Origin of the sequence: Devosia naphthalenivorans, from assembly GCF_003056355.1 — a bacterium.
Lineage (GTDB): Bacteria > Pseudomonadota > Alphaproteobacteria > Rhizobiales > Devosiaceae > Devosia > Devosia naphthalenivorans.
Genome location: NZ_PYVW01000009.1, coordinates 104,392 through 128,935, shown reverse-complemented (window position 1 = coordinate 128,935; position 24,544 = coordinate 104,392). Strand labels below are relative to the sequence as shown.

Annotated in this window: 24 protein-coding genes and 1 tRNA gene; 17 read left to right on the top strand and 8 right to left on the bottom strand. The window is 61.1% G+C overall.

All coding sequences use genetic code 11. The annotated features are described in order from the left end of the window. Positions 1 to 59: 59 nt before the first annotated feature. Complete coding sequence (gene mobA, locus C8264_RS12885) at positions 60 to 662, bottom strand: molybdenum cofactor guanylyltransferase (RefSeq protein ID WP_108461390.1); 603 nt, start codon at positions 660 to 662, stop codon at positions 60 to 62. Continuing rightward, positions 659 to 1,858 (bottom strand): benzoate/H(+) symporter BenE family transporter, encoded by a 1,200-nt coding sequence (locus tag C8264_RS12880; RefSeq protein WP_245893149.1) that lies wholly within the window; start codon positions 1,856 to 1,858, stop codon positions 659 to 661. Before C8264_RS12880 ends, mobA begins: the two co-directional genes overlap by 4 nt. Positions 1,859 to 2,006: 148 nt before the next feature. Between C8264_RS12880 and C8264_RS12875 the strand changes: the two genes are divergently transcribed. Then, a complete protein-coding gene (locus C8264_RS12875) occupies positions 2,007 to 2,564 on the top strand; it encodes a hypothetical protein (RefSeq protein ID WP_108461389.1) in 558 nt (185 codons plus the stop codon). A 28-nt stretch (positions 2,565 to 2,592) separates the two neighbouring features. Next, the gene (locus C8264_RS12870) at positions 2,593 to 3,066 is read left to right on the top strand and encodes a VOC family protein (protein ID WP_205245677.1); all 474 of its coding nucleotides are present in this window, start codon (positions 2,593 to 2,595) and stop codon (positions 3,064 to 3,066) included. A gap of 33 nt (positions 3,067 to 3,099) precedes the next feature. Here C8264_RS12870 and C8264_RS12865 read toward each other — a convergent pair whose 3' ends face one another. After that, entirely contained in the window at positions 3,100 to 3,666 is a 567-nt protein-coding gene (locus C8264_RS12865; protein ID WP_108461387.1) for a dihydrofolate reductase family protein, read from the bottom strand. Between the two features lie 254 nt (positions 3,667 to 3,920). On the opposite strand from C8264_RS12865, the gene C8264_RS12860 reads away from it, so the two are divergent. The 5 genes from C8264_RS12860 to C8264_RS12840 are packed head-to-tail and all read left to right on the top strand — an operon-like array spanning position 3,921 to position 8,564. Next, a complete protein-coding gene (locus C8264_RS12860) occupies positions 3,921 to 5,285 on the top strand; it encodes an LLM class flavin-dependent oxidoreductase (RefSeq protein WP_108461386.1) in 1,365 nt (454 codons plus the stop codon). Further along, complete coding sequence (gene msuE, locus C8264_RS12855) at positions 5,285 to 5,851, top strand: FMN reductase (protein WP_108461385.1); 567 nt, start codon at positions 5,285 to 5,287, stop codon at positions 5,849 to 5,851. The genes C8264_RS12860 and msuE overlap by 1 nt, the downstream gene beginning before the upstream one ends. A gap of 19 nt (positions 5,852 to 5,870) precedes the next feature. Further along, the gene (locus C8264_RS12850; protein WP_108461384.1) at positions 5,871 to 6,836 is read left to right on the top strand and encodes an aliphatic sulfonate ABC transporter substrate-binding protein; all 966 of its coding nucleotides are present in this window, start codon (positions 5,871 to 5,873) and stop codon (positions 6,834 to 6,836) included. A 57-nt stretch (positions 6,837 to 6,893) separates the two neighbouring features. Next, positions 6,894 to 7,745, top strand: coding sequence for an ABC transporter permease subunit (locus C8264_RS12845; RefSeq protein WP_108461383.1), 852 nt, complete (start codon positions 6,894 to 6,896; stop codon positions 7,743 to 7,745). Between the two features lie 3 nt (positions 7,746 to 7,748). Beyond that, complete coding sequence (locus tag C8264_RS12840; RefSeq protein WP_108461382.1) at positions 7,749 to 8,564, top strand: ATP-binding cassette domain-containing protein; 816 nt, start codon at positions 7,749 to 7,751, stop codon at positions 8,562 to 8,564. A gap of 6 nt (positions 8,565 to 8,570) precedes the next feature. On the opposite strand, the gene C8264_RS12835 is transcribed toward C8264_RS12840, so the two are convergent. Both C8264_RS12835 and gntR read right to left on the bottom strand, forming a co-directional pair. Further along, entirely contained in the window at positions 8,571 to 9,014 is a 444-nt protein-coding gene (locus C8264_RS12835) for a PPC domain-containing DNA-binding protein (RefSeq protein ID WP_108461422.1), read from the bottom strand. A 103-nt stretch (positions 9,015 to 9,117) separates the two neighbouring features. Then, a complete protein-coding gene (gene gntR, locus C8264_RS12830) occupies positions 9,118 to 10,155 on the bottom strand; it encodes an HTH-type transcriptional regulator GntR (protein WP_108461381.1) in 1,038 nt (345 codons plus the stop codon). A gap of 268 nt (positions 10,156 to 10,423) precedes the next feature. On the opposite strand from gntR, the gene C8264_RS12825 reads away from it, so the two are divergent. From C8264_RS12825 to C8264_RS12805, 5 genes are all read left to right on the top strand, one after another. Then, positions 10,424 to 10,894, top strand: coding sequence for a TRAP transporter small permease (locus C8264_RS12825; RefSeq protein WP_162783627.1), 471 nt, complete (start codon positions 10,424 to 10,426; stop codon positions 10,892 to 10,894). Next, the gene (locus C8264_RS12820) at positions 10,891 to 12,171 is read left to right on the top strand and encodes a TRAP transporter large permease (RefSeq protein ID WP_108461379.1); all 1,281 of its coding nucleotides are present in this window, start codon (positions 10,891 to 10,893) and stop codon (positions 12,169 to 12,171) included. The genes C8264_RS12825 and C8264_RS12820 overlap by 4 nt, the downstream gene beginning before the upstream one ends. Positions 12,172 to 12,216: 45 nt before the next feature. Then, entirely contained in the window at positions 12,217 to 13,230 is a 1,014-nt protein-coding gene (locus C8264_RS12815; RefSeq protein ID WP_108461378.1) for a DctP family TRAP transporter solute-binding subunit, read from the top strand. Positions 13,231 to 13,403: 173 nt separating this feature from the next. Next, the gene (locus tag C8264_RS12810) at positions 13,404 to 13,904 is read left to right on the top strand and encodes a cytochrome b (RefSeq protein ID WP_108461377.1); all 501 of its coding nucleotides are present in this window, start codon (positions 13,404 to 13,406) and stop codon (positions 13,902 to 13,904) included. Between the two features lie 220 nt (positions 13,905 to 14,124). After that, positions 14,125 to 14,838 carry a DNA helicase gene (locus C8264_RS12805; RefSeq protein WP_108461376.1) on the top strand — a complete coding sequence of 238 codons (714 nt, stop codon included), beginning with the start codon at positions 14,125 to 14,127 and terminating at the stop codon, positions 14,836 to 14,838. A gap of 87 nt (positions 14,839 to 14,925) precedes the next feature. Here the strand turns inward: C8264_RS12805 and C8264_RS12800 are convergent, their stop codons facing one another. Next, positions 14,926 to 15,684 carry an SDR family NAD(P)-dependent oxidoreductase gene (locus C8264_RS12800; RefSeq protein ID WP_108461375.1) on the bottom strand — a complete coding sequence of 253 codons (759 nt, stop codon included), beginning with the start codon at positions 15,682 to 15,684 and terminating at the stop codon, positions 14,926 to 14,928. 97 nt (positions 15,685 to 15,781) lie between these two features. Here C8264_RS12800 and C8264_RS12795 point away from each other — a divergent pair, with 97 nt between their 5' ends. Next, positions 15,782 to 16,729 carry an AraC family transcriptional regulator gene (locus C8264_RS12795; protein ID WP_108461374.1) on the top strand — a complete coding sequence of 316 codons (948 nt, stop codon included), beginning with the start codon at positions 15,782 to 15,784 and terminating at the stop codon, positions 16,727 to 16,729. Between the two features lie 58 nt (positions 16,730 to 16,787). Here the strand turns inward: C8264_RS12795 and C8264_RS12790 are convergent, their stop codons facing one another. After that, on the bottom strand, positions 16,788 to 17,627 hold the full coding sequence (locus tag C8264_RS12790) for a helix-turn-helix transcriptional regulator (RefSeq protein WP_108461373.1): 840 nt from the start codon (positions 17,625 to 17,627) through the stop codon (positions 16,788 to 16,790). A gap of 98 nt (positions 17,628 to 17,725) precedes the next feature. On the opposite strand from C8264_RS12790, the gene C8264_RS12785 reads away from it, so the two are divergent. The 4 genes from C8264_RS12785 to C8264_RS12765 all read left to right on the top strand — a co-directional run bounded on the left by C8264_RS12785 (position 17,726) and on the right by C8264_RS12765 (position 20,186). Beyond that, the gene (locus C8264_RS12785; RefSeq protein ID WP_108461372.1) at positions 17,726 to 18,628 is read left to right on the top strand and encodes an SDR family oxidoreductase; all 903 of its coding nucleotides are present in this window, start codon (positions 17,726 to 17,728) and stop codon (positions 18,626 to 18,628) included. A 168-nt stretch (positions 18,629 to 18,796) separates the two neighbouring features. Beyond that, a tRNA-Cys gene (locus tag C8264_RS12780) sits at positions 18,797 to 18,870 on the top strand. Between the two features lie 160 nt (positions 18,871 to 19,030). Then, positions 19,031 to 19,303, top strand: a complete 273-nt coding sequence (locus C8264_RS12775; RefSeq protein WP_108461371.1) for a hypothetical protein — start codon at positions 19,031 to 19,033, stop codon at positions 19,301 to 19,303. Between the two features lie 574 nt (positions 19,304 to 19,877). Beyond that, a complete protein-coding gene (locus C8264_RS12765; protein ID WP_162783621.1) occupies positions 19,878 to 20,186 on the top strand; it encodes a thermonuclease family protein in 309 nt (102 codons plus the stop codon). Positions 20,187 to 20,348: 162 nt separating this feature from the next. Here the strand turns inward: C8264_RS12765 and C8264_RS12760 are convergent, their stop codons facing one another. Then, entirely contained in the window at positions 20,349 to 24,308 is a 3,960-nt protein-coding gene (locus tag C8264_RS12760; protein WP_108461368.1) for a beta strand repeat-containing protein, read from the bottom strand. Between the last annotated feature and the right edge of the window lie 236 nt (positions 24,309 to 24,544).

The window sequence follows — 24,544 nt, the reverse complement described above, 5'->3', positions numbered from 1 at the left end:
CATGTAGCGAACTTGATTTGCTTTGCCAAGCCCCAATTGGCCAGCGTGTGAATATCTCGTCACAACAAGGGCTTTTGCCTGGCTCTTTTCCCCAGCGCCACAAGGTCCGCCAGCGTATTGAGATTGTCGAACGGGTTGTCCTCCATCTCGTCCCAGCCAATGCGCTGCCCGCCCATGACCCGTTGCAACCGCTTGAGGCTGGTTTCACCCTGCTGCAGGTCCTGAATGGCGGCCAGTTCCCAAGCCGCATTGGGCGGATAGAAATTCGCCCCCCAGGCGCCGAACGCCACTGGCGCATGGGCAAGGCCGGCCACCAGCCGGCTCACATAGTCATCGGGCAGGAAGGGGGTGTCCACCGCGACCGACACGAGCACGCCCTGTTGCACGCCCTTGCTCCGAAGCCACTGAACCGCAGCCACGAGCCCGGCAAGAGGGCCGCCGCCGGCGCCGGGCAAGTCGCTGATCGGCTCGCAATATGGTGGCAAAGCCAACTCGCGGCCTATTCGCCCCGTCGACACCAGCAGCGGTCGCTCCGCCTGCGCCAGCTTCGCCGCGACTCGATCGATCAACCGAACGCCGCCGATTCGTAAGTCGGCTTTACGCACGCCGCCCAGCCGTTGCCCCTCGCCGCCGGCGATGATGACCGCATGGACCGCGCTCATCGCGCGGTGGTCCGGCCCGTTCGCAGCAGCAGCAAAATGGCGATGCCTCCCAACAGGCCCCAGAAGGGTCCGCCCAGCCCGGCAATGGTGATTCCCGACGCGGTAGTGACAAAGGTGAAGATGGCCGGCAGCCGCACCTCTTCATCCGCCAGCGCGCCCGACAGCGCTGCCGCGAGACTCGACAGAAGCGCGAGCCCCGCCACCGCTTGGATCAGCACCGGGGGCGCAGCAGCTATGAAGGCTGCCGCAAGGCTCGCCGCCCCGGCGAGCAGCAGGTAAACCACGCCCGCGGCGGTTGGCGCGGGCCAGCGCATGTCGCGGTCGGGATGCGCCTCCGGCCCGGCGCAAATTGCGGCGGTAATCGCCGCCAGATTGCTGGTGTGTCCACCGAAAAAAGCCGACGCGGCGCTTGCCAGCCCGGTCATGACGAACAGCGGCGCCGGTCTGACTGAGTAGCCGTTGGCCTGCATCACGGCGATGCCCGGCAGGTTTTGCGAGGCCATGGTGACGACATAGAGCGGCAGGCCGATCCGCAGAATCGCATCAAGCGTAAACACCGGCCACACCGGTACGAATGTCGGCCAAGTCCCGTCCAGCGCGCCGGCCGGCAGATGTGTCGTCATGGCCAGGATCACGCCGGTCACCACCACGGCGATCGGCACCGCATAGCGCCGCGCGAACCGCAGCCCGAGCACCCATGCCAAAAGGATCGGCAGCGCCAGCGCCGGCACTTCGGCCACCGCCGTGATCGGCGCCAGGCACAGCGTCAGCAGCATCCCGGCCAGCATGGCATTGGCAATCGGCCCGGGAATGGCGGCCATCAGCCGGGCCAGTGGCTTGATCATCCCGGTCAGCAAGATCAGGGCTGCTGCCACGAGAAACGCGCCGGCTACGGCAGGAAATCCGCCCACGGGCTCTCCAACCGTTAGCAGAAAAGCCACGCCGGGCGTCGACCACGCAAAGCTGATCGGCACCCGCACGCGCGCGCTGACCACGATGTTAAGCACGCCGATGGCAATGCACACCGCCATCAATCCCGAACCCGCCTGTTGCGGCGAAGCGCCTGAGGCGGTCAGCGCCGCCAGCACCAGCGTAAACGTGCTGGCATAGCCAACCACCGCCGCAAGGGCGCCAGCCATCACCGGCTGCAGATAATCGCGCCGCGCCCGAGCTTGCTCCAGAACCTGTTCAGACACCGCGATTCCCCATTGCTGCGGCGCCAAGCTACGCGACGAACGTGCTCCCGGTGAAGCCCGAACCGCGAAAGGCCCGGTAGGTTGACGGCCCGATATGACAACCGCATGACACTTTGGTATAGTCGGCGCTTCGCGAGATTTGAGGCCGATGCGCACCTATACCGATACGCCCGCCACCCGATTTCACCGTGAATTCCCGGACATCCTGCTCCGGCTGCACTCCGAGCGCATCCCGCCCGGACAGAGCCGGGTGATCACGCGGGAGATTCGCAGCGCGGCAGAGGTCGAAAATCTGTTCTGCGCGTTCCGGGCCACCAACCAGCGTATTTTTGTCGGTTCGGGCACGCCGAACGCGCGGCCGATGCGCATTGCCGAGTTGATCGCAAGGCTGTCGGAAATCCCCGAGCATGACCGGGTGCGGTTCTCGCCCTCGCACTATGCTGAAGGCGGCGCGCCGCTCGAGGTCCAGATCCCCGCCTATTGTGTTGGCCAGGACGAATTCCTGCTGCTCGATGGCAACCATCGCGCCACGGCCCTTGCGCTTTCCGGCCGCCCGTTCAAACTGCAGTTGAAGGTGCTCGAAGCGCCGGTGGACAGGAAATTCCTGTTCGACCTGAAATTTTGGGATGGCGGCCTCAGACGCTTCCCGCGTCGGTTGCAGGGCGAACGGATGCGTCTGTCCCAGCTTGAATCGCAGATTTCGTGAGCCAGCAGAGGAGAGCTTAGTCATGGAAATTGCCAAGAACACGATCTGCCTGTGGTACGACAACGATGCCGAGAGTGCTGCCCGCTTCTATGCCGAGACGTTTCCGGACAGCTCCGTAACGGCGGTTCGCAAGGCCCCTAGTGACTTCCCATCCGGCAAGGCAGGGGACGTGCTCACGGTGGAGTTCATCGTGGCCGGGGTCTCTTGTATCGGCCTTAATGGCGGGTCGGCGTTCAAGCAGAGCGAAGCCTTCTCATTCCAGATTGCTACTGACGATCAGGAAGAGACGGACCGCTACTGGAACGCCATTATCGGCAATGGCGGACAGGCAAGCGTCTGCGGCTGGTGCAAGGACCGCTGGGGTGTCTCCTGGCAGATAACGCCGCGTACCCTGAGCGAGGCGATGGCTGCGGGTGGCGATGAAGCAAAACGCGCCTTTGAAGCCATGATGGAAATGACCAAGATCGACGTCGCTGCCATCGATGCGGCGCGTCGGGGCTAAACAGCTAGCACCGGGGCATGGGCAGGCCGTGGGCTACCGCCTCGGCTCGTAGCGCAATGCCACGGCCCCGCCGCTGAACTCGTGCCGGTCCACCAGCTTCAGATCGACATGCTTGGCCAACCCCGCAAACAGCGTGGGTCCGTGTCCCGCGATCCGCGGGTGCACCACGAATTCGTACTCGTCGATGAGCCCCAATTGCGCCAGGGCGAGCGGGAGCCGCAGCCCGCCGACAAACAGGCCCTTGCCGTCCTGCTGCCGCAGGTGGCGGACAGTTTCTTCCAGGCGATCCCCGCGAATGATCTCTGAATTCCAGTCGACCCGGTCCAGGGTGTCGGAAACGACGTACTTCCTGGCGGCGTCGATTGTGTGGGCAAAGGGCATCATCCAATCGAGAACCCAGTCCGGCCTCGGCTCCACTCCTGCCGCCAGCGGACGCCAGGCGCTCTCCATCATTTCGTAGATGGTGCGGCCGAATATCAGTGCGTCGGCCTGTGCCAGAAGGTTGGTGGCGTGACGATGCAGTTCTGCGTCCGGAACCATGGCCTCGTGATCGCAGCATCCATCCAGCGTAATGTTTATAGAGTATCGAACCGGTTGCATGGCCACCCCTCGCCCTGGTTGCACCCCAACTTGCTCCCATCGCCACTGTACCACAACCGGCGTTATCGCCGGTTGGCCCGGTAGTACGCACATCAAGACCGCGCGGAACCGTCTGCCCACCTTTGCAGGTCCAGCGAAAAGCCAAACCGGAAATCCACGAAACAACGCAAAACATCATACTCGACTAAATCGGTAGAGATAATGCCAAATGGCATGGCTGCACGGTTGGTGCGGTTGAATATCGAGAGGTCGAGATGAGTGACACAGCACGCAGGATACGCCTCGGCGCCTTCATCATGGCAACGGGCCACCATATCGCCGCCTGGCGGCACCCCGACGCCGACGCCGAAGCGGGGCACAGCATCGATCATTATCGCGGCCTGGCGCAAACGGCCGAGAAGGGGCTGTTCGACCTGGTCTTCGTGGCTGATAGCCCCGCCGGTTGGGACGGCGACCGCGATCCGGAAATCCGCTCCCGCGTCAGCCATTCGGCACATTTCGAGCCGGTGACGCTGTGGTCGGCGCTGTCGCAGGTGACCAGCAATATCGGCTTCGTCGCCACCGCCTCGACCACCTATGAGGACCCTTACCTGCTGGCCCGCAAGTTCGCCTCGCTCGATCATATCAGCAAGGGCCGGGCGGCGTGGAACGTGGTGACCACGGGCGCCGACGTTTCGAAGAACTTCTCCATTGCTGGCCATCCCGCGCACGCCAATCGCTACGAGCGCGCCGAGGAAGTTGTCGATCTCGTGCTCGACCTCTGGGACAGCTACGAGGACGATGCGCTGATCATCGACAAGGAAGGCGGCGTCTTCCTCGACCCCGACAAGGTGCACAAGGTCGATCACCACGGTCAATTCTTCGACGTCGCCGGTCCGCTCAATGTCGCCCGTTCGCCGCAAGGCCGGCCGGTGGTGGTGCAGGCCGGCGCATCCGAGGCCGGTCGCAACCTTGCAGCCCGCACGGCCGAGGTCATCTTCACCGCCAACCAGACTTTGGCCGATGGCCAGGAATTCTATTCCGACGTCAAGGGACGCCTCGCCAAATATGGCCGCCGTCCCGAGCAATTGCTGATCATGCCCGGCCTGTTCCCGGTGCTTGGCGGCACCGAGGCCGAGGCCAAGGAGAACTACGAGTTCATCCAGTCGCTGGTACATCCGTCCATCGCCTGGGGCATCCTCAAGCAATATTACGTGGGCGTCGATCTTTCCGGTTACTCGCTCGATGATTTGGCCCCGGCGCTGCCCACCGATACCGAACTCAACAAGAGTCGCCTCAAACTGGTATCGGACCTGACGCGCACCGGCCTGACGCTGCGCGAACTCTATCGCTCGCTGGCGACTGCTCGCGGTCACCGCACCGTGGTTGGCACTCCGGAGCAGATCGCCGATGCGCTGCAGGACTGGTTCGACAACGGTGCTGCCGACGGCTTCAACATCATGCCCCCCATCCTGCCGACAGGCCTCACCGATTTCGTTGAGCAGGTGGTGCCGCTCCTCCAGCAGCGCGGGCTTTATCGCACCGAGTACGAGGGCGCGACCCTGAGGGAAAATCTCGGCCTCGAACGCCCGGCCAACCGCTTCGTCGCGCGTGCCAATCAACAGCAGCGTAGCGCGTGATGAGCCAGTTGCACATCGTCGGCTTCGCCGGCAGTTCCTCGGTGCCGTCCCGCACCAAGAGCCTGGTCGAGTCCATCGTCGAAACCACCGCGATGCGGGCAGGGGCCCGGACCACGATCTATGATCTGGTCGATATCCATCCCTCGCTGGGCGCGACGCTCGACCCGCGGCAGGCGCCGCCCGATCTGATGGAGTTGATCGACATTATCACCAATGCCGATGCGCTGGTGGTCGGTTCGCCAGTCTACAAAGGCACTTATACGGGCCTTTTCAAGCACCTGTTCGACCTGATCGATCCCAAGGCGCTCAAGGACAAGCCGGTGGTGCTGACCGCCACTGGCGGCAGCGAGCGCCATGCGCTGGTGGTCGATCACGGCTTGCGGCCGCTGTTTGCCTTCTTTTCGGCTGATATCCTGTCGACCGGCATATACGCCACCGAGCCCGATTTTGCCGACTACGAGCCGGCCAGCGTCAATCTCAAGGCCCGCATCGAGCGGGTAGTCGACGAACTCGGTTGGCGCCTGGCCGCCACCCGCAATGCAGACCTGTTGGCGCAGAGCGCCTGACCTCTTCAACGGAGCTTCCATGTTCACTCGTAGACAGACCTTCTCGCTGCTGGCCGGCACGGCGGCCGCACTGGCGCTGCCCGCCGTCGTGCGTGCACAGGATAGTGCCACCGAATTCCGCATCGGCTGGCAAAAGGGCGGCGTTTTCGCCCTGGCCAAGAACAGCGGCGCCATCGAGGCGCGCCTCGCTCCGCGCGGCGTCACCGTCACCTGGGCGGAGTTCACCTCGGGGCCACCGCTGCTTGAAGCGCTGGGCGCCAATGCGCTCGATTTCGGCTCCACCGGCGACGTGCCGCCACTGTTTGCCCATGCCGCAGGCGGCGACCTGGTCTATGTGGCCGCCACGCCCGGGAGCCTTGATGGCTCGGCAATTCTGGTCAAGCAGGACAGTCCCATCCAGACCCTGGCCGATCTCAAGGGCAAGAAGGTTGCCTTCAAGCGCGGTTCCAGTTCGCACAACTTCATCGTCAAGGCACTGCGCAGCGTGGAACTGACGCTGGACGACGTCACGCCCCTCGATTTGGGGCCGCCGGATGCGGCGCCGGCCTTTGCCAATAACCAGATCGACGCCTGGGTTATCTGGGACCCCTATTATGCCATTGCGGCACAGCAGCCCGATACGCGCGTGCTGACCACGACCGAGGGCGTGGTGGATTCCTACGGCTTCTACCAGGCCAACGGCGCCTACGCGAAGGCCAACCCCGTCATCCTCGCCGAAGTCCTCGATGAGTTGCGAAAGGTCGGCGAGGCGGCCCAGGCCGATCTCGATGCCACCGCCGAAGCCATCTCTGCCTCGACCGGCGTCCCGACGGAAATCACGCGCATCACCCTTGGCCGCAAGGGCACTGACCTGGGCGCCATCCTGCCGCTCGATGATGACATCATCGCCTACCAGCAGGCGCTGGCCGACGAGTTCTACGGGCTCAAGATCATCCCTCGTGAACTCACAGTGGCCGACGCCGTCTGGTATCCGCCTGCGCTCTGAACCTGCCGGGCCGGCCTGAAGCCGGCCCGCTTCCCCTGCATTCACTGGAAGGTCGCCATGACTCTCGCTGCTGAACTCGGTAAGCCCATCTCCGTGCCCACCGGCCCGCGCATCCGCGCGCCGCGCCGTTCCCTAGCTATTTCGCCATCGGCTCTGCTGCCCTTCCTGCTGCCGCTCGGCATCGTGGTGCTGTGGCAGGCGGCATCCTCCTTCGGCTGGATTACCAACCGGCTTATGCCAGCGCCCATCCAGGTCGTTTGGGCCTTCTGGGACAAGCTTGTGAGTGGTGAGCTTGCGGTCAACATCCAGGCCAGCGCCATCAGGGCCATATCGGGCCTCCTGGTCGGTGGCTCCATCGGCTTCCTGCTCGGCCTGGCCAATGGCGTGTCGCGGCTGAGCCATTCGCTGACCGACACAACGCTGCAGATGCTGCGCACCATTCCCAATCTGGCGCTGATCCCGCTGGTCATCCTGTGGTTCGGCATAGGGGAGGAGGCCAAGCTGTTCCTCACTGCGCTCGGCGTCTTTTTCCCGATCTACCTCAATACCTTGCATGGTGTGCGAAATGTCGATCCGCAACTTATCGAGATGGGCCGCGTCTATGGCATGAACGGCTGGACCCTGTTCCGCAAGGTGATCTTTCCCGGCGCGTTGCCCTCCATCTTCGTCGGTCTGCGCTTCTCGCTGGGTATCATGTGGCTGACACTGATCGTCGCCGAAAGCATGGCCGCCTCATCCGGTATCGGCCACATGGCCAATTCGGCCCGCGAATTCATGATGACGGACGTCGTCATCCTGGCCCTCGTCATCTATGCGCTGCTCGGCAAGCTGGCCGACCTGGTCGCGCTGACCCTCGAACGGCTGACCCTGTCGTGGAACCCCGCCTACCAGAAATCGGCAAGGAGCTGAGCCATGAGTACGACGGTCCGTACCAAGAACGTCTGGGGCAACGATATCGAGCCCGAATATGCGGCTCGCATCCCGCGCCAGCGCGCCGGTGATCGTGGTGTTGGCATCCGCATCGAGGGGCTGGCGAAGAGCTTCGGGGATGTGCCGGTGCTGCACGATCTCGACCTCGAAGTCCCTGCCGGTCAGTTCCTCGCCATCGTCGGCAAAAGCGGCTGCGGCAAGAGCACGCTGCTGCGCCTGCTGGTCGGGCTGGATACGCCGACCTCTGGCGCCATCAGCTTCGTCGGACCCGACGGCGCCGATACTGAGCCAAGCTCGCGCATCGTGTTCCAGGAGCCGCGGCTGCTGCCCTGGGCCAGCGTCATCGACAATGTTGTGGTCGGATTAGGGGAGGGCGTCGGCAGGCGCGACGCTCGCCGGCTGGCGGAGGCCGCCCTGGCTGAAGTCCAGCTCGGCGAAAAGGCCGGTGAGTGGCCTTCGCGCTTGTCTGGCGGCCAGCGGCAGCGCGCGGCCCTGGCTCGTGCGCTGGTGAGCCAGCCCGCATTCCTTGCCCTCGACGAACCCCTGGGCGCACTCGACGCGCTGACCCGCATCACCATGCAGGCTTTGATCGAGCGGGTATGGCAGGAGCAGGGCTTCACGGCGCTCTTCGTGACGCACGACGTGGGCGAGGCGGTCGCCTTGGCCGATCGGGTCATCGTGCTCGATGAAGGCCGCATCGCGCTCGACATCGCCATCGACCAGCCCCGCCCGCGCCGGCGCGGCGCTCCCGATCTGGCCGAGATCGAGGGCCGTCTGCTCGCGGGCATCTTCAAATAGGGAGTTTCAGATGCGGGGGTCGATCAGTGCGATCCCCACATCGGCATCCATACGTTTCCTGAGATGGCCGGGAGCCTCGGTTAGGATGATCTCCAGCGTTGGACGGACCACTGCCTCTTGCAGATGCCCGGCGGCGGCGCTGCCGTCCCGCTTTCCGAGGACTGCATGGATGTGCAGGGCGGGCTTTCCATCCGGACCGATGGCGATATCGCCCGTCAGGGAAGCGACTTCCACCTGCTCATCCACGGGAATGGGCAGGTATTCTTTGCTTTCCCAATCGAAGAAGGCGAGTTTGGCCGAGGAGAATGCGCCGATCGCCTTGAAGCTGGCGGCCTGCAGCTCATGCTGCCTGGCAAATTCGCCCAGGCAGCCGAGGACCTCATCACCCGTTTCCAGGATGATTGCGAACGTCCGCTCGCCATTTGCATCATGGATGATCTTGCTGCGCATCATGCCTCCGTCGCTGCATGGGCAATCTCGGTGGGGGGAGATAGTTCCAAATCACGCGGCAGGCGCTCGGGCAGCGCCAAGTCGGCCGGCAGGATAGGCGCATTTATCGCCGGCTTCCCCTGCGAGCCGTGCTTTGGCGAGCCTTGAGTTCGAACCCCAGGTCGACAGTCGCTGTTTCCGGGCGCTGACCGGCATTGGCGGCGGCAATCATCTCGACCGCCCGGCGCCCCATTTCGTAGCGAGGCGTACGGATCGTCGACAGGGATGGCGCGATGGAGTCTGCATATTCCAGGTCATTGAAGCCCATGATGCCAAACTGTCCGGGAACGCTTATGCCCCTCCGCTGGCACTCGAAAAGTGCACCCATGGCGATATCGTCATTGTTGCAGAATACCGCATCGGCATCGGGAACCCTGGAAAGGAACTCAGCGAGCATTTGGCCACCGAGCAGGACCGATGAGGGCTGCGGTGTGGTCATGACCAGGCGGGCATCGTCGAGTCCTGCGTTCGTCAGGACCTGCCGGTATCCGTCAAGGCGTCGTTGCGCGCGCGAATCCATGCGTGCACCCAAAAATCCGATCCGCCGGTAGCCCTGGTCAAGCAGATGCTGCGTCGCTGCCCGGCCGCCTTCGGTGTGATCAAAACCGATGCTCATGTCGATGGGGTCATCGGCGAGATCCATCACCTGGACGACGGGACAACCGAGCTGCACCAGAATGGCGCGAGCCGCGGGATTCTGATCCTTCCCCGCCACGATCAGGCCGGCCGGGCGTTGGGCGGCGAAGACGCGGAGCAGTCGTTCTTCCTTGTGCGGCGTGTAGCGGGAATTGCCCAATTGAACCTGCAGGTCGGTTCCTTCGATGGCGTCATAAACCCCGCGCAAAACGTCGGTGAAGACCAGATTGGTGACTGAGGGAACGATGATGCCGATGATCGAACTTTTGGACGAAGCGAGCGCCCGGGCTGCCTGGTTCGGCGTGTAGCCCAGCAGGTTCACCGCTGCTGCAACGCGCTGACGGGTTTTGACCGAGACCACTTCGGGGGTGCGCAATGAGCGGGAGGCCGTTATCAGACTGACGCCCGCCGCCGCGGCGACTTCCTTCAGCGTTACAGCCCTGTAAACACTGGTACTATCGGTCATGCAGTCCCCGCTGCGCCTGCCGGCCACTGTCGTCCCGTTGACAATGACATACGCTACCATTTAGATCGCTGTCTAGCTCGGCACCCTGGAGGGGCGCCAAGTGAGGAGAATGCGGTGTGATGTCCCAAGGGCAAGCAGCCGCGACGGAGGAAGTGCGCGTGTCATCTGTGACCATCCCGGTCACGGCCTGGAGTGTCAGGTCGTGAGGGTATTTACGTCGGCAATCGGCAAAATCATCGAAGTCTCCATCGTCCTGCTGCTGGCAGGCATGACAGGCATGGTGTTTCTCAATGTCGTGCTGCGCTACGGCTTCAATTCCGGTCTGGTCATCTCAGAGGAGATGAGCCGGTTCTTCTTTGTTTGGCTCACTTTCGTGGGTGCGGTCCTGGCCTTTGCCGAGAACGGGCATCTGGGCGTCGAAACGCTGGTGCGCATGTTCGGCCGGCGCGGGCGGATCATCTGCATGTTCCTCACCAACCTGCTGATCCTTTTCTGCGTCGCCGTCCTGTTCTGGGGCAGCTGGCAGCAGGCGCCGATCAACGCAACCATGCGCTCGGCGGTGGCTGGCATGCCGCTGCTCTATGTCTACGGGATCACCTTCTTCACCGCGATCGGCGTGGGCATCATCGCGATCTGGCGCCTGTTCAAGATCCTGGCCGGACGCACCACCGAAGCCGAAATCGCCCAGTTCGTCGGTGACTACGACAGTATCGATGCCTTGCTGGAGCGCGGCGAATGACCCTTGTCGTCTTCCTGTCCTCGCTCTTGGGCGCCATGGCAATCGGAGCGCCGATTGCGTTTGCGCTGATGTTCTGCGGCATCGTCCTGATGAGCTATATGGGCATGTTCATGCCCCAGATCGTCGCCCAGAACATGGTCGATGGCGCCAATAGCTTCGTGCTTCTGGCCATTCCGTTCTTCATTCTGGCCGGCGAGCTGATGAATGCCGGCGGACTATCCAAGCGCATCATCGAATTTGCCATTACCTTCGTGGGTCACCTGCGAGGCGGGCTGGGCTTTGTTGCCATTATCGCGGCCCTGATCATGGCGGCGCTTTCGGGCTCTGCTGCTGCCGACACGGCGGCACTGGCCGCGATCCTGATCCCGATGATGAGCAAGGCCGGCTACAACGTGCCGCGCTCGGCGGGCCTGATCGCTGCCGGTGGCATCATCGCCCCAGTGATCCCGCCCTCCATTGCCTTCATCATCTTCGGCGTGGCTGCCAACGTCTCCATCACCCAGCTGTTCCTGGCCGGCATTGTACCGGGCATGATGATGGCGGTGGCTTTGCTGATCACCTGGGGCATCGTATCGCGGCGTGATGGGGTGGAGTCCCTGCCCAAGGTGGGCTGGGCCGAACGCGGCCGCGCTACCCTGCGCGCCGGCTGGGCCCTGATGATGCCGGTCATCATCCTGGGTGGCATTCGCTTCGGCATTTTCACCCCTACCGAAGCGGGCGTGGTGGCGGCAGTTTACGCGATGTTCGTGGGGCTCTTCGTCTACCGCGAGCTCAAGTTCTCCGATCTCTACAGCGTGTTCCTGCGTGCTGCCAAGACGACCTCGGTGGTGCTGTTCCTGGTTGCGGGGGCGCTTGTCTCCGCCTGGCTCATCACCAGCGCCAATATTCCCGGCGAGATCACCCGTATCCTCGAGCCGGTCATGGGCAACCAGCTGGTTCTGATGCTGATGATCATGGTGCTGGTGTTCGTCGTGGGCACGGCTCTGGACCTCACGCCGACGATCCTGATCCTCACCCCAGTGCTGATGCCCATTATTCGCCAGGCGGGGATCGATCCTGTTTATTTCGGCGTGATGTTCATCATGAACAACTGCATCGGGCTGCTGACGCCGCCGGTAGGGGTTGTGCTCAACGTCGTCAGCGGCGTGGCGCGGGTACCATTGGGGCGGGTGATTACGGGCGTAACTCCGTTTCTTATCGCCCATTTCATGGTCCTGATGCTGCTGACATTCTTTCCCCAGCTCGTCTTGGTGCCGCTCAGCTGGATGCGGCACTAAATCAGTCGTTTCGACCCAATATAATCAACAAGGAGGAGAATACTCATGAATTGGAAATCTCTCGTCGCGGCGGGTCTCGCCGCCACTCTGCTGTCAAGCGTTGCCACCCCGGCATTCGCCCAGGTTTCGGAGCGGACCATCCGCATCGCCAACGGCATTGCCGAAGACCATCCGGTGGGTGACGGCGTCGAGGCAATGAAGGCATGTATTGCCGAGCGCACCGATGGCGCCTGGACCGTCAACGCGTTCTGGAGCTCGGCTCTGGGCGATGATTTGCAGTCGGCCCAGGCCCTGCGTTCGGGCACGCTCGAAATGGTGATTTCTTCGACTTCACCGCTGGTCGCCATCGAACCCGCGCTTGGCGTTTTCGATCTGCCGTTCCTTCTTAACAACGAAGAAGAAGCGGATGCCCTGCTCGATGGCGAGTTCGGCAAGTACATGGCCGACCTGCTGCCCAAGCACAATCTGGTCAACCTCTCGTACTGGGAGAACGGCTTCCGCAATCTCTCCAACTCGCTTCGCCCGGTGGAAAGCCTGGAAGATTTCGAAGGCATGCGCGTGCGCGTCATGCAGAACAATATCTTCCTCGACACCTTCCAGACGCTGGGAACCAACGCCCAGCCGATGGCTTTCGGCGAAGTGTTCACCGCACTCGAGACCGGTGCAATCGACGCCCAGGAAAACCCCTATGTGACGATCGACACGTCGCGCTTCTTTGAAGTGCAGGACTACGTCTCCAACACCCGCCACGCCTACACGCCATTCGTGGTGCTGTTCTCCAAGCCGATCTTCGATACCTACTCTGCCGAAGAGCAGCAGATCCTTGTGGACTGCTCGATTGTCGGTCGCGACGTACAGCGCACCGCCAGCCGCGCCCTGTCCAGCGAGTCACTGCAGCGCATCAAGGATGCCGGCCTTGAGGTCAACGATATCTCGGAAGAGAACATGGCCGAAATCCGTGCAGCGGTTGCGGGCGTTTACGAACGCAGTGCCGCATCCATCGGCGCCGAGGTGATCGAGCGCGTCAACGCGGAACTGGCCACCATCCGCGGCGAATAAGGCCTCGAGCGAATGAAAGGGGAGGGCGGGATTTCGATCCCGCCCTTCTGCTTGAGAACTGTCCTTTTCCGCAAACCGAACGGAGGCGGCAGGGAGTTCACCATCCTCCAGTTCCACGACCACTTGCCGCACCAGCCAATCCGTGATGGGCTGCTGAAAACGGGAGGTCGGATATGCCCATTTCAACTGGTTGGTCTAGCCAGCAAGTCGCACTGCATTGGGTGACAGTGGCGCTGGTGGTCTTTCAGCTGATCATCGGCGACGCCATGAGCGAGGCGTGGGAAGCCCGAGAGGATGGTCTTGGTGGGCCCCCCGGCATCGGCGCCATCCTGCACATAATCGCCGGGGTAAGCGTCCTTCTGGTCGTGCTTTACCGGCTCTACCTGCGACGCACCCATGGTCACCCACCGCGCTCCGAGAACCAGCCGAAATGGGCCTCGACCCTCGGCGCCATTACGCACGGCGCGCTCTATTTGCTGCTCATTGCAATGCCACTCAGTGGAGCTGTGGCCTGGTTCCTCGGTGTCGAAGGCGCAGCTGACGCGCACGCCGGGCTACTTCGAATTGCACTCGTCGCCGTAATCGTGCTGCACGTTGCTGGAGCCCTGGTCGAACACTTCGTGTTCCGCAGCTCATCGCTCAAACGCATGCTGCGCCCCGGCGACATCACCTGATCGCTCCCTTCCTGCTCTTGAACGGCTGCGTGGGCGGGAACGACGAATTGGCTATCTTCCGAGAATATTGCGGCGTGCTAGAATGCGATTCTGGCGCGGTCCACGCCTCCCCCCTCCAATGGGAAAGTAGACATCATACCGGACTTCATCGAACCCAACCCATAGGTCGGGCAGAAGCAAAAGGAGGGATTGCTGACAACGCCCGCACTGAAAGGGTACGATGAAACTCTCAGCGCCAATCTACCATCTTAAACGCAGCGCAAAGCGTCTCGCACGTGAAGAAGGCATCGAGCTACATGTCGCGCTCGATCGCATAGCCTCCGGCGAAGGCTTCAAGAGCTGGAGCCTGCTCGCCACGAAATATCAATCAAGCTCGTCTGCAAGCAAGTTGTACGCGGGCCTGAAAAACGGCGACATGATGCTTATCGGGGCTCGCCCCGCACAAGGTAAGACCCTGCTCGCCCTTGAGATCGCAGTGGAAGCCGTGAAATCTGGCAAACGCGGCATGTTCTTCACCTTGGAATATACCGAAGGCGAGGTTCTGGAACGCCTGAGTTCCCTCGGCATCGAACCAAGCCGGCTTGGGGCTGGGTTCGAGTTCGACTGCTCCGATGGGATATGTGCGGACCACATCATTTCCAAGGCGCGATCTGCACCAACGGGCACAGTGATCGTAATCGACTATCTGCAGCTATTGGACCAGAAGCGTGAGCATCCCCCACTCGCAGAACAGGTCGAGGCCCTGAAATCCTTCGCCGAAAAAAGCGGGGTGGCAGTTGTCTTCATCTCGCAGATCGCTCGGTCTTACGATCCCTCTGGAAAACGCTCTCCCGATCTGAGCGATGTCAGGTTGCCAAATCCGTTAGACTTGGCCCTGTTCACGAAGACGCATTTCCTGAGTAATGGGCCAGCGCATATGAGCGCTGCTAGCTAAACTGGTGTCGCAGACCTGCCGCAGGCCGAATTCAGCCTGCCGCTCAGGAGTCGGCCCGCCAGCAGGTGCCGGCGGGCCTCGTTTCCATCACCAGGGCTGGATTTCGTTGACCGACCCGGTGAAAACGCCCGTCGGGCCTTGGTTCCCAAGCAGGGCGACACGAACGGCTTCGGCGGCACCCTGCTGGACGGTTTCGGTACCCTCGTAATTGTTGAGCGCGGTGGCAGTGAAGCCCGGCGTCACCGCGTTGACCTTGATACCTTCGGCTTCAAGATCGATGGCAAAGGCCATCGTAATGGCGTTGAGCGCGGTCTTGGATGCGCCATAACCGGGGTTGAAGGTTGTCCGGTAGGGATTGTCGGGTGCGAGCATGGATAGCGAGCCCAGACTGCTCGAGACATTGACGACACTTGCGCCGTTCGCCTTCCGCAGCAAGGGCACGAAGGCTTGGGTGACGGCAAGGACACCGAAGACATTGGTTTCCCAGATGGTCCGGACTTCGTCTACCGAGATCAGTGTCGCCCGCGAGCGCTGGATATAGTCCTGCATGGTCTCGCTTTCCGGGCCGTTGGCCCGGGAAATGGCGGCATTGTTGACGAGAATGTCGAGGCGGCCGAACTGCTGCTCGACTTGCGCGACAGCCGCGCGGATCGAAGCCTCGTCGGTGACATCGAGCTGAATGGGATGAACATCGCCGTCAATACCTTGAGCGGCGGCCTTGCCCCGGTCGAGATTGCGCGAGGCGAGCAGCACCGTGAGGCCACTGGCGGCAAGGTCCGTTGCGATCTGAAGCCCGATGCCCTGATTGGCGCCGGTGACGAGTGCGATGCGAGAATTTTCGGTCATGGCATGATCCTGTGCTTGATTGGCCGAACAGGAGATAGTCACAGGCGGTTGGACGTTCTATATTTTATCGTCCAAGATTATTTCGAGTGAGTCCAGAATGGCTGATCCTCTCGCGCAGATTGTTGGCTTGCTGCAGCCGGGCGCGCCGTTTTCCAAATGCGTCACCGGATCGGGGCCCTGGCGGGTGAGGCGGACGCAATCGCCCAACCCCTATTACGTCGCGGTGCTCAAGGGGAGCCTGCGCTACAGGGATCACCAAAGCGGTGAGGTTATCGTCAATGCCGGCGATTTCATTCTGATCCCCTTTGCGCAGGACTTCATGATGTGGAGTGACGTGCCCAGCGCAGACAATGACCTGGTGATCGATCCGGTGATCCTGCCCGGCGGCGGATATCGCGTCGGCAGTATCGATGGCCCGGTCGATATGCGGGCGCTGGTCGGCTACTGCATTTTCCGGTCCGACGATGCGACCCTGCTGTCGTCGCTGCTTCCCAAATTGGTGGTGGTGCGGGGCGAGCATCGTCTGGCCATGTTGATGCAATTGCTGGGCGACGAGGCAGTGGGCAACAAGCCGGGGCGTGAAGTGGTGTTGCAGCATCTATTGGAAGTGCTGCTGATCGAGGCGTTGCGCTCGACTGCCGAGCTGGCCAATTCACCGGGATTGCTGCGCGCCCTGTCGGACGATCGGCTGGCGACGGCAATAAGGAGCATGCACGCAAAGCCCGAGCGCGGCTGGACGGTTGCCGAACTGGCAAGGGAGGCAGCCCTGTCCCGGTCGGGTTTTCATGAGCGCTTCCAGAGCACGGTGGGCATGGCGCCCATGGAATATCTGACCGCATGGCGGCTGGCTTTGGCCAAGAACCTGTTGCGCAAGCGCGAGGGGAGTGTGAGCGAAATCGCCCGAAAGGTTGGATACCGCTCCGCAAGCGCCTTCAGCGTGGCCTTCCTGCGTGACGCCGGCATATCCCCGGCCCGCTACGCACGCGACACCCCGGCAACATCGCCCGGCATGGCGGCGGAGGAATTCGAGGGGGCTATCGCCTGATGGGCTAACGCTTGGCCAAGTGCGCAGTCGGGCGCTGCTCTGCCGTTGGCCGGACGAACTACGAGATGTGATGCTCTCGCATGCGCACCAACGCCCGCACACGGTCGGCATCGTCGCTGGACGCCGGATTGTAGATCACCATGCCGAGTTCGGGACGTCCATCAACGGCGAAGGCTGAGAACTCAAGCTCCAGCAGGCCAACATCAGGGTGGTGAAGGCGCTTGAGCCCCTCGTGATGTGCGGCGATCTCGTTGTCGCGCCATAGCCTGTCGAACACCGGGCTGGTTCGGCAGAGTTCGTCCACCAATTGGGTAATTTCCTCGGTCGCCCCGGCGCGCGCCACGTCGGCGCGGAACGAGCCTACGACGTAACGGGCGACGCTCTCCCAATCCTCCTGTATGGCCCTGATCTGCGAATTGCCGAACATGAGCCGAAGAATATTGCGCTGTTCAGGTGGAAGCTGGCCGTAGTCCGTCAGCACGGCCGCGGCGGCACGGTTCCAGGCAATCACGTCCCAGGTCGCCGTCTTGATGAAGGCCGGGCTGCTATCCAGGGCGTCAAGCACCCGCTGCAGTCTCGGTGTCACTCCCTCAACCGGCTTGTAATGCACCTCGGGCGGACGGCCGAGCCCAAGCATGAAAAGGTGTTCCCGTTCGGGCTCGGTCAGCATCAGGCCCTTCGATATCCGGTCAAGCACATCGGCCGATGGTGCCCCGCCGCGTCCCTGTTCGAGCCACGTATACCAGGTTGGGCTGATGTTGGCGCGCTGCGCCACTTCTTCCCGGCGCAATCCCGGTGTTCGGCGACGACCGCCGATGAACCCGAACGTGGCGGGATCAAGCCGCGTCCGGCGATCTCGCAGATAAGTCCCGAGCGCATTGGCAGTGGGGGAGGGCATGATTATCCTGTTGGCGTTTATACCATGATAAAGTCACTACTTTAACAGGAACGAACATAGGTCCACTTGGCTGATCCAACAATCAGAAAGGTGTTTTCATGCGTGTTTTCCTGACTGGTGCGACGGGCTTTATCGGCTCGAGGATCGTGCCTGAACTCATCGCTGCGGGACATGAGGTTCTCGGCATGACCCGATCGGACCACGGGGCGGAGGCGCTTGCCCGCGCGGGTGCAGAGGTCCACCGCGGCAGCCTGGAGAATCCCGAAACTCTAGCCAGCGGGGCGGCACAAGCCGATGCGGTCATCCACGCCGCCTTCGATCACGACTTCGCCAATTTCCTCGCGAACTGCGAAAAGGATCGCCGCGTGATCGAAGCCATGGGTGACGCGCTCGCCGGATCGAGCAAGCCGTTTCTGATCACCTCCGGTGTCGGGATGGGGAACGGAGCCCCCGGCCAACCGGCAACCGAACAGCGTTTCGATCGCGACAACGCCAATCCGCGTCGCCTGTCCGAGCTGGCCGGAGAAGCTGTGGCGGCGAAGGACGTCAGCGTTGCGGTTGTGCGCCTGCCTCAGGTGCATGATGTCGAAAAGCAGGGGCTGCTCACGCCGATGATCGAGGTCGCCCGCGCCCGAGGGTTTTCAGCCTATGTCGGGGAAGGCAAGGAGCGCTGGTCCGCCGCCCATGTCAGCGACGTTGCTCGATTGTACCGCCTGGCACTCGAGCAGCATGAGCCTGGAGCGCGCTACCATGCCGTCGCCGAGGAGGGCGTCTCGGCGCGCGAGGTGGCAGAGGCAGTGGGACTCGGCCTGGGTATCCCCGTGCGGTCTTTGTCGCCGGAAGAGGTGCCCGGTCACTACGGCCCGCTTGCCCATTTTGCGACCCTGGACCTGCCGGCATCGAGCGAATGGACGCGCGAGAAACTGGGTTGGCAGCCGACCGGTCCCAGCCTTCTCTCCGACCTCCAGCACATGAATTATCATGTGGCAGCAGCCCACTGACGAATGGCGACGCAGCGGCCAGTCGGTTGCGGCGTCGCTGATCATGCGCCGCAATGGGGCATTCCGGCAACCATCCCACCCCGTGGAGTTTGTAGTCCAGAAAGTTTACCGCCTGTTAGCTGGGGTCTTGCATAAGGCATTGTCGTGCAATAGTTACTGCGGACGTGAGGCCACGTGGCGGAGTGGTTACGCAGCGGATTGCAAATCCGTGTACTCCGGTTCAATTCCGGACGTGGCCTCCAAGAAATTCTTCAATAATCGCAAGGGTTTGTAGTCGGGCAGGGTGCTCCGAACCGCCGGTTCATGTCGCAGCTGTGTTGCACGCAAATACCCAGCATTTCCGGGCATTTCCCTAATGGCCCCGCGAATCCATGCGACATGGAATGCGACATAGGAGCAGCGATGCACGTCTACGTTTTCCATGGCCAAGGATCCGTGGTCGCCTACACCTCAGACCTTTCCGGCAGCAATTTGCCGGAGCGCTTTGCGCCTTGGAAGATGATCCGGGCACTGGTTATGTCAGATGGTGAGCTCGATCGACCTGCGGTGGATACCACTGCCTGCCTCACTGATATTGCGTCAATCGGATATCACCTCACCAAACGCGGTCTACGGATCACCGCTGACCAAGCTGACGTGCGGGTCACGGCTCCGGTGCGCCGTACGTCGGCCTGACGTACGCCTCCAGGGCGTCAGAGGCCAGTCGATGAGCATGGGCCTGTCGCAAGTTTATGGACAACGCAGCCCAAATCATTGCACATCGCCGTTGCGCAACGGAGGTCGGGGGACCCGCACCGCACACGTGAAGCAGCCTGCGAGAAAGACCGATGCCTCCAGATTACCTGCTCGCCATTTTTCACTGGCGTGATCGCGCCGGCGATCTGGATGACCAGCACCCAAGGGCAAGCCTTCAAACCTTGTTATTCGGCTGTGAGAGGTGGCTCGAGCTCAATCCCACAGCCTCGGAGACCGATGAAGGTCGCCGGCTGTTAATGATCAAGTGCGAGTTGGAAGAGCTACTTGAGCGCTCCGGGAGGCCGCCGGGCGCCGGCGCCGTCCCGGCTGCAACGATAGCACCTGAGCAAAATGGGAATGACCAATGAGCCTTCAACACTACCTAGAGGGCTCAGCGGCAAGGCGTGTCCTGGTGGCGCTGACAGTCTGCTCATGTCTTACGCCGCCGGTATTCGCAGAGAATCCAGTCCTGACTGTGTGCGGCAACCGTCCGAACACTGCTAACAAGACCTGCTTGGTCGACGGCGACACCCTCTGGCTGCAGGGCGAGAACATCCGATTGAAGGATTTCGACACGCCCGAACCTCAGTCCTCTATTTGTGGCGGACAGGCTGAGAAGGAGCTGGCGCACCAGGCTAGCGCTAGAATGCTCGAGCTGCTGAACGGTAACGAGTGGACCATCGAACGCCTCGGTTATGACAGCACCAGCAGTAAGCGTCGATTGGCTACAATCCGCATTGGCAGTCGAGATGTTGGTGATATCCTGATTGAGGAACGGCTCGCCCGGCATTGGCCCGACGGTGAAGAGTGGTGGTGCGACTGAGAACGTTGTCTACTCGGCCCACCCATGTTCCCGTCTCTCGAAGACGGGCGGCACTGCGTAGCCGTGCTGATTGCTCTCGATTGGAGCGTTAGGTAGGACGAGTAACTCGTCCTACCTCAAGAGATCACTGGAATTATTCCTGGCCCTTAGACGATGTCGAAATCACGCTAGCCACAGCCCCGCGTCATCTGCCTTGATTGTCCGCCCTTCGTGAACTCCGTAGTTCAAAAAGTGGTCGAGCGGGTTTATCCCGGCCAAGAAAACATCCTCATTGTCAGCAAGATAGCTTTTGAGGTCCATCCAAGTTGAAGGGTTGCGACCCTCGTTCCAGCCATAGACTTGGAAATGCTCGTATGCACTAGCAAAGGCGCCCTGAAGCACTCCAGCAGCGACATCCGGATTCTGATCAAGGTACCATTGCTCGTCGAATAGTACGTTGGGGCTACGCCCTTCTGCGGCTCCATGAAGAAGATAATGCTCGAGCGCCGAGCTGAATTCACCGCGCTCGACGGCTAGCGCAACGTCTTCGTTCTGGGACAAATAGAATTGCTCGTCCATAGCAACCATCGGCACCTGGCGACCTTCCGCCATTCCCCATTGCGTATAATGGTCAAAGCCGCTCGAAAACTGGCCCTGTTCAACGGCATCCGCGACATCAGGGTTCTGCGCGAGATAGGCCGTTTCATTGAATGGAATGGAGATCGGCTGACTAATTGGAGCGGACGGTGGGTTTAGCAGTTCAACGCTGTCGTCGAAGCGGATTAGCTCGACGTTCTCAAGGACATCGGTGCCGTAATCGGGGTGCGAAATTGCAAACGTGCCGTCAGCCAGTGGGGTGATAGTCACCTCGTCTCGGTTTGCCGCTACACGGAAAATGTCGGTGCCGCCACCTCCGTTGATCTGGTCATCGCCCGGTGTACCCTGCAGCAGGTCGCTGGAAGGGGTACCAGGCGGCTGTGGCGGCAGCGGAGGTCGTGGCGGTGGCACTACGGGTGCCTGAACATCTAGCGCAATCGTATCTGCGTCGGTTTGAGTGCCGCCACTCCCGCTCAGCCCTAAATCAGAGGTGACAACAGATAGGCTGGCAGGCCCGTGGTAGCCCAGGTTGGGGTTAAAAGACATGCCATCCAGGGCGGCGTTGATGTCGGTCAGTGTGCCCTCAAAGGTCATAGTAAGATCGCCGCTGCCAGAACCCAAAACGAAGGATAGGCCAGCAGTGCTGCTGAGGGTGAGTGCCCCGTTCGAAGCCGTGAGGGAAACGCGCAGCGTACCACCACCAGCATCCACGTCGCTCACCGACACTCCATTTCCGTTAGCGGAGCTAAAGACGAGGGCGGAATCCTGATCAACGCTCTGCGAAGACGGGACTTGGTTGACAGGAGCATCGTTCACCGCGGTTACAACCAACGTGGTCGTGCTCACATCAGCTTCAGAGGTCGCCGTCCCACTCGTGCCGGGATCGGCGCCCGTGTTTCCACCATCGTCGATAGACGCGGTCAGCACTACGTTGCTCGTTGAGTTTTCAGCCGATGTATATCCCAGGCTACCTGCTGCTATGAAAGCGTTGATGTTCGCGATCGTACCGCTGAGTGAGATCAGACCGCTCTCCGATCCGGTTACCCCAACTCCTCCCCCGGAAGATGCAGAGAGCAGCCCGCTCGGTACACTGAAGGTGGCGGTAACAATCGAGGCTCCCGCATCAACATCGCTAAAGCTCATGCCGCTTATGGGCGTTGTGACATCTTCATCTACCGAAATCGAAAGGGGCGCTGTTACAATGGGAGCATCATTGACCGCGTCGACCTGAAGAGACACTGTGGTCTGACCAGTCAGCGCGCCCCCGGAACCGGTGTTGCCGTTATCATTGATGTCGATCGTCAGATCGAGATCGCCTGTCGCATTGGCCGCGGTGACGTAGTTCACGTTGGGCGCCGACAAGTACGTATTGATGGCAGCAATGGACCCGGTGAGCGTAAGCGCGCTCGCTGTCCCTCCCACGGTCACACCACCGCCGCTCGTCGCACTCAAGGATCCACTACTGATCGTGAACGATGCGGTGACTGACCCCGCGGATGCATCGATATCGGAGAATGATATACCTGTGAGCGGGGAAGCGGTGTCTTCCCGAACAGAAAGACTAGCAGGCGCTGCTATGTCAGGAGCGTCGTTGGAGGCTGTGACCGACGTGGATATCTGGGCAGTGGCCGCCGATAGAAAGCTTTCTCCACCGTTGGTGCTCGTATCGATGGTCACCCGCGCTTCCGTCGCATCTCCAGCGGAGAAAGTCGTGACGTTCCCGTCCAATGCGCGGATTGCCAAGGGGGAAGGCGTACCGTTGAAATTCTGGACTGGAACAAACCTTACCAGTGTAGACGCGGATATTGCGAGCGCGGCTCCACTGTCGTTGACAGCACCGACGGCATGCCAGTTGGCTCCGCCATTTGTTGAGTACTGCCACGCGCCCTGGGTCGTTGTATCTGCCGAATTCCCCACAACGGCATAGCCCGCAATGGAGCCTCCATCGACAGCGTCTGTCGCAGCAATGCCCAACGAGTTTAGGGCCGCTCCTGAGGGAGATAGAACATCCTCGGCAATCGCCGTTAGGACGCCACCGCCTGTTAGGACCGGAGCATCATTAACGGAGGTGAAATCCAGCGAAATAGTGCCATCTGCTGGTCCAGAATTTGCTGCATCTCGGACCCTGGTAGTTATGGTGACGTCTTGGTCCCAGTTGGCGGCCGAGTTGAAACTGACCGCGGCCAGTGCGGCGTTGACATCGGCTACGACACCGCTAACCGTCCAGACGCCAGTTCCAGCATTGTAAGTCGATGTTGCTGAACCGTAGGTACCGGTGCTCAGTGCTCCAGCCGCTGAATTGCTCAGGTGGAGCGACGCGGTTATCGCATCCCCGGCATCCCCATCGACGACTACGATATCGGCAAGATCCAGTGAACCACCATCTTCGGATATTTGAAGAGTCTGCGTTAGATTGGAAGCCGTCGGCGCCGCGTTGACAAACATCGTGACGGGGCCCGTAGCAAAATCGATTTGGCGCAAATCAGAATTTGTCGTCACGATCATCACCTGGCCATCAGCATTGATAGCGAAATCGGTGTCTGAGCCGATCACTGCCTCGGTGTTTATCTGCCAGCTTCCTCCGGCTGCCTTGCTGAACAAAGAGGCACTGTCGTCTCCTTTGGCGACCAAGAGATATTCTACATCTGCGGCGCGATAGTAGCCGCGCACCGTAGCTATGTTTTCGGTGTCTTCGATTATCACTGACTTGCTAAATGCACCCTCGCTTCCACTCAGATCATACACGGCTCCGTTAGAGGCGTAGAAAAGGTGAACATTACCGTCGCCGTCCAAAACCGCGTTGGAATAGCTCCAGGGGTTAATCTCACCGTATGTGCCATCTATCTGGGACTCAGCTGTCCAGGGAGAACCTGAAGCTTTTGACTGATAGTAGGGGTTACCTTGCGAGCCATTGATGTTGTCTTCGCGAAAATAGGTGAGATGAAGCGTTCCGTTATCCGCCATATTCAGGATCGGACGATGAATCTCGTTGATACCGGCGTTTACATCCGCCGTGTAGCTGGCTCGCACCTCCGAGGCGAACGAGCCGCTAACGTTTGTCGCATACTTGACATAGTAGTCGTGCGACGTGGCATCGGCGAAATTGTAGGCTATGTGAGCCTTACCTGAGCCGTCTACGACAAGGCTTGGATTATCGAAGTTGTGCCATCCGCTGGGATTGCTCCCTTGGTCGACCCGTGAGAACGACCAGCTAGTACCGTCGAACTCGCCGTATCCAACGCCCCGGGGCTCATCAAAGGGATACTGTCCATCTCCATTGTCGAATTTGAACGCGATGTGCAGTCTGCCATCCGAGGTGGCAACAAGATCAAGGTCATCGGATAGCGAGACATTCCCGGTTTCTGCGGCAGTAAATCCAGCGGCATTGCTCCAGGTCTTCGTGGCTGGGTCATAGACATCCACGGCAATGCCAGTGGAGCCCGTCTTATAGGCCACGTAGAAGCGACCATCGGCCCCAGTGACCAGATCCGCAAACGCATGCGTGTTGGTAGAGTAGGTATGAAGGTCGCCAGTAGTAAGTGCCATAACAGGTTTCCCGCCCAAAATTGTTCTCTCGGCGGTAACATGGGTGCCCTAATTCGACCGCCGACGGCAAGGATTATTGCGACATGGGGGTCCGTCGTTGCGGTTATGATGCACAACAGTGCGGCGACGAAGTTGATGTGCAGACACTTCACCAATGAGATGACTTAGATAAGCAAGTACAAGCGAGAACCGGTTTATCTATTTCTAGAAGGGCTGCAGTAGGCTTCGTCAACCTG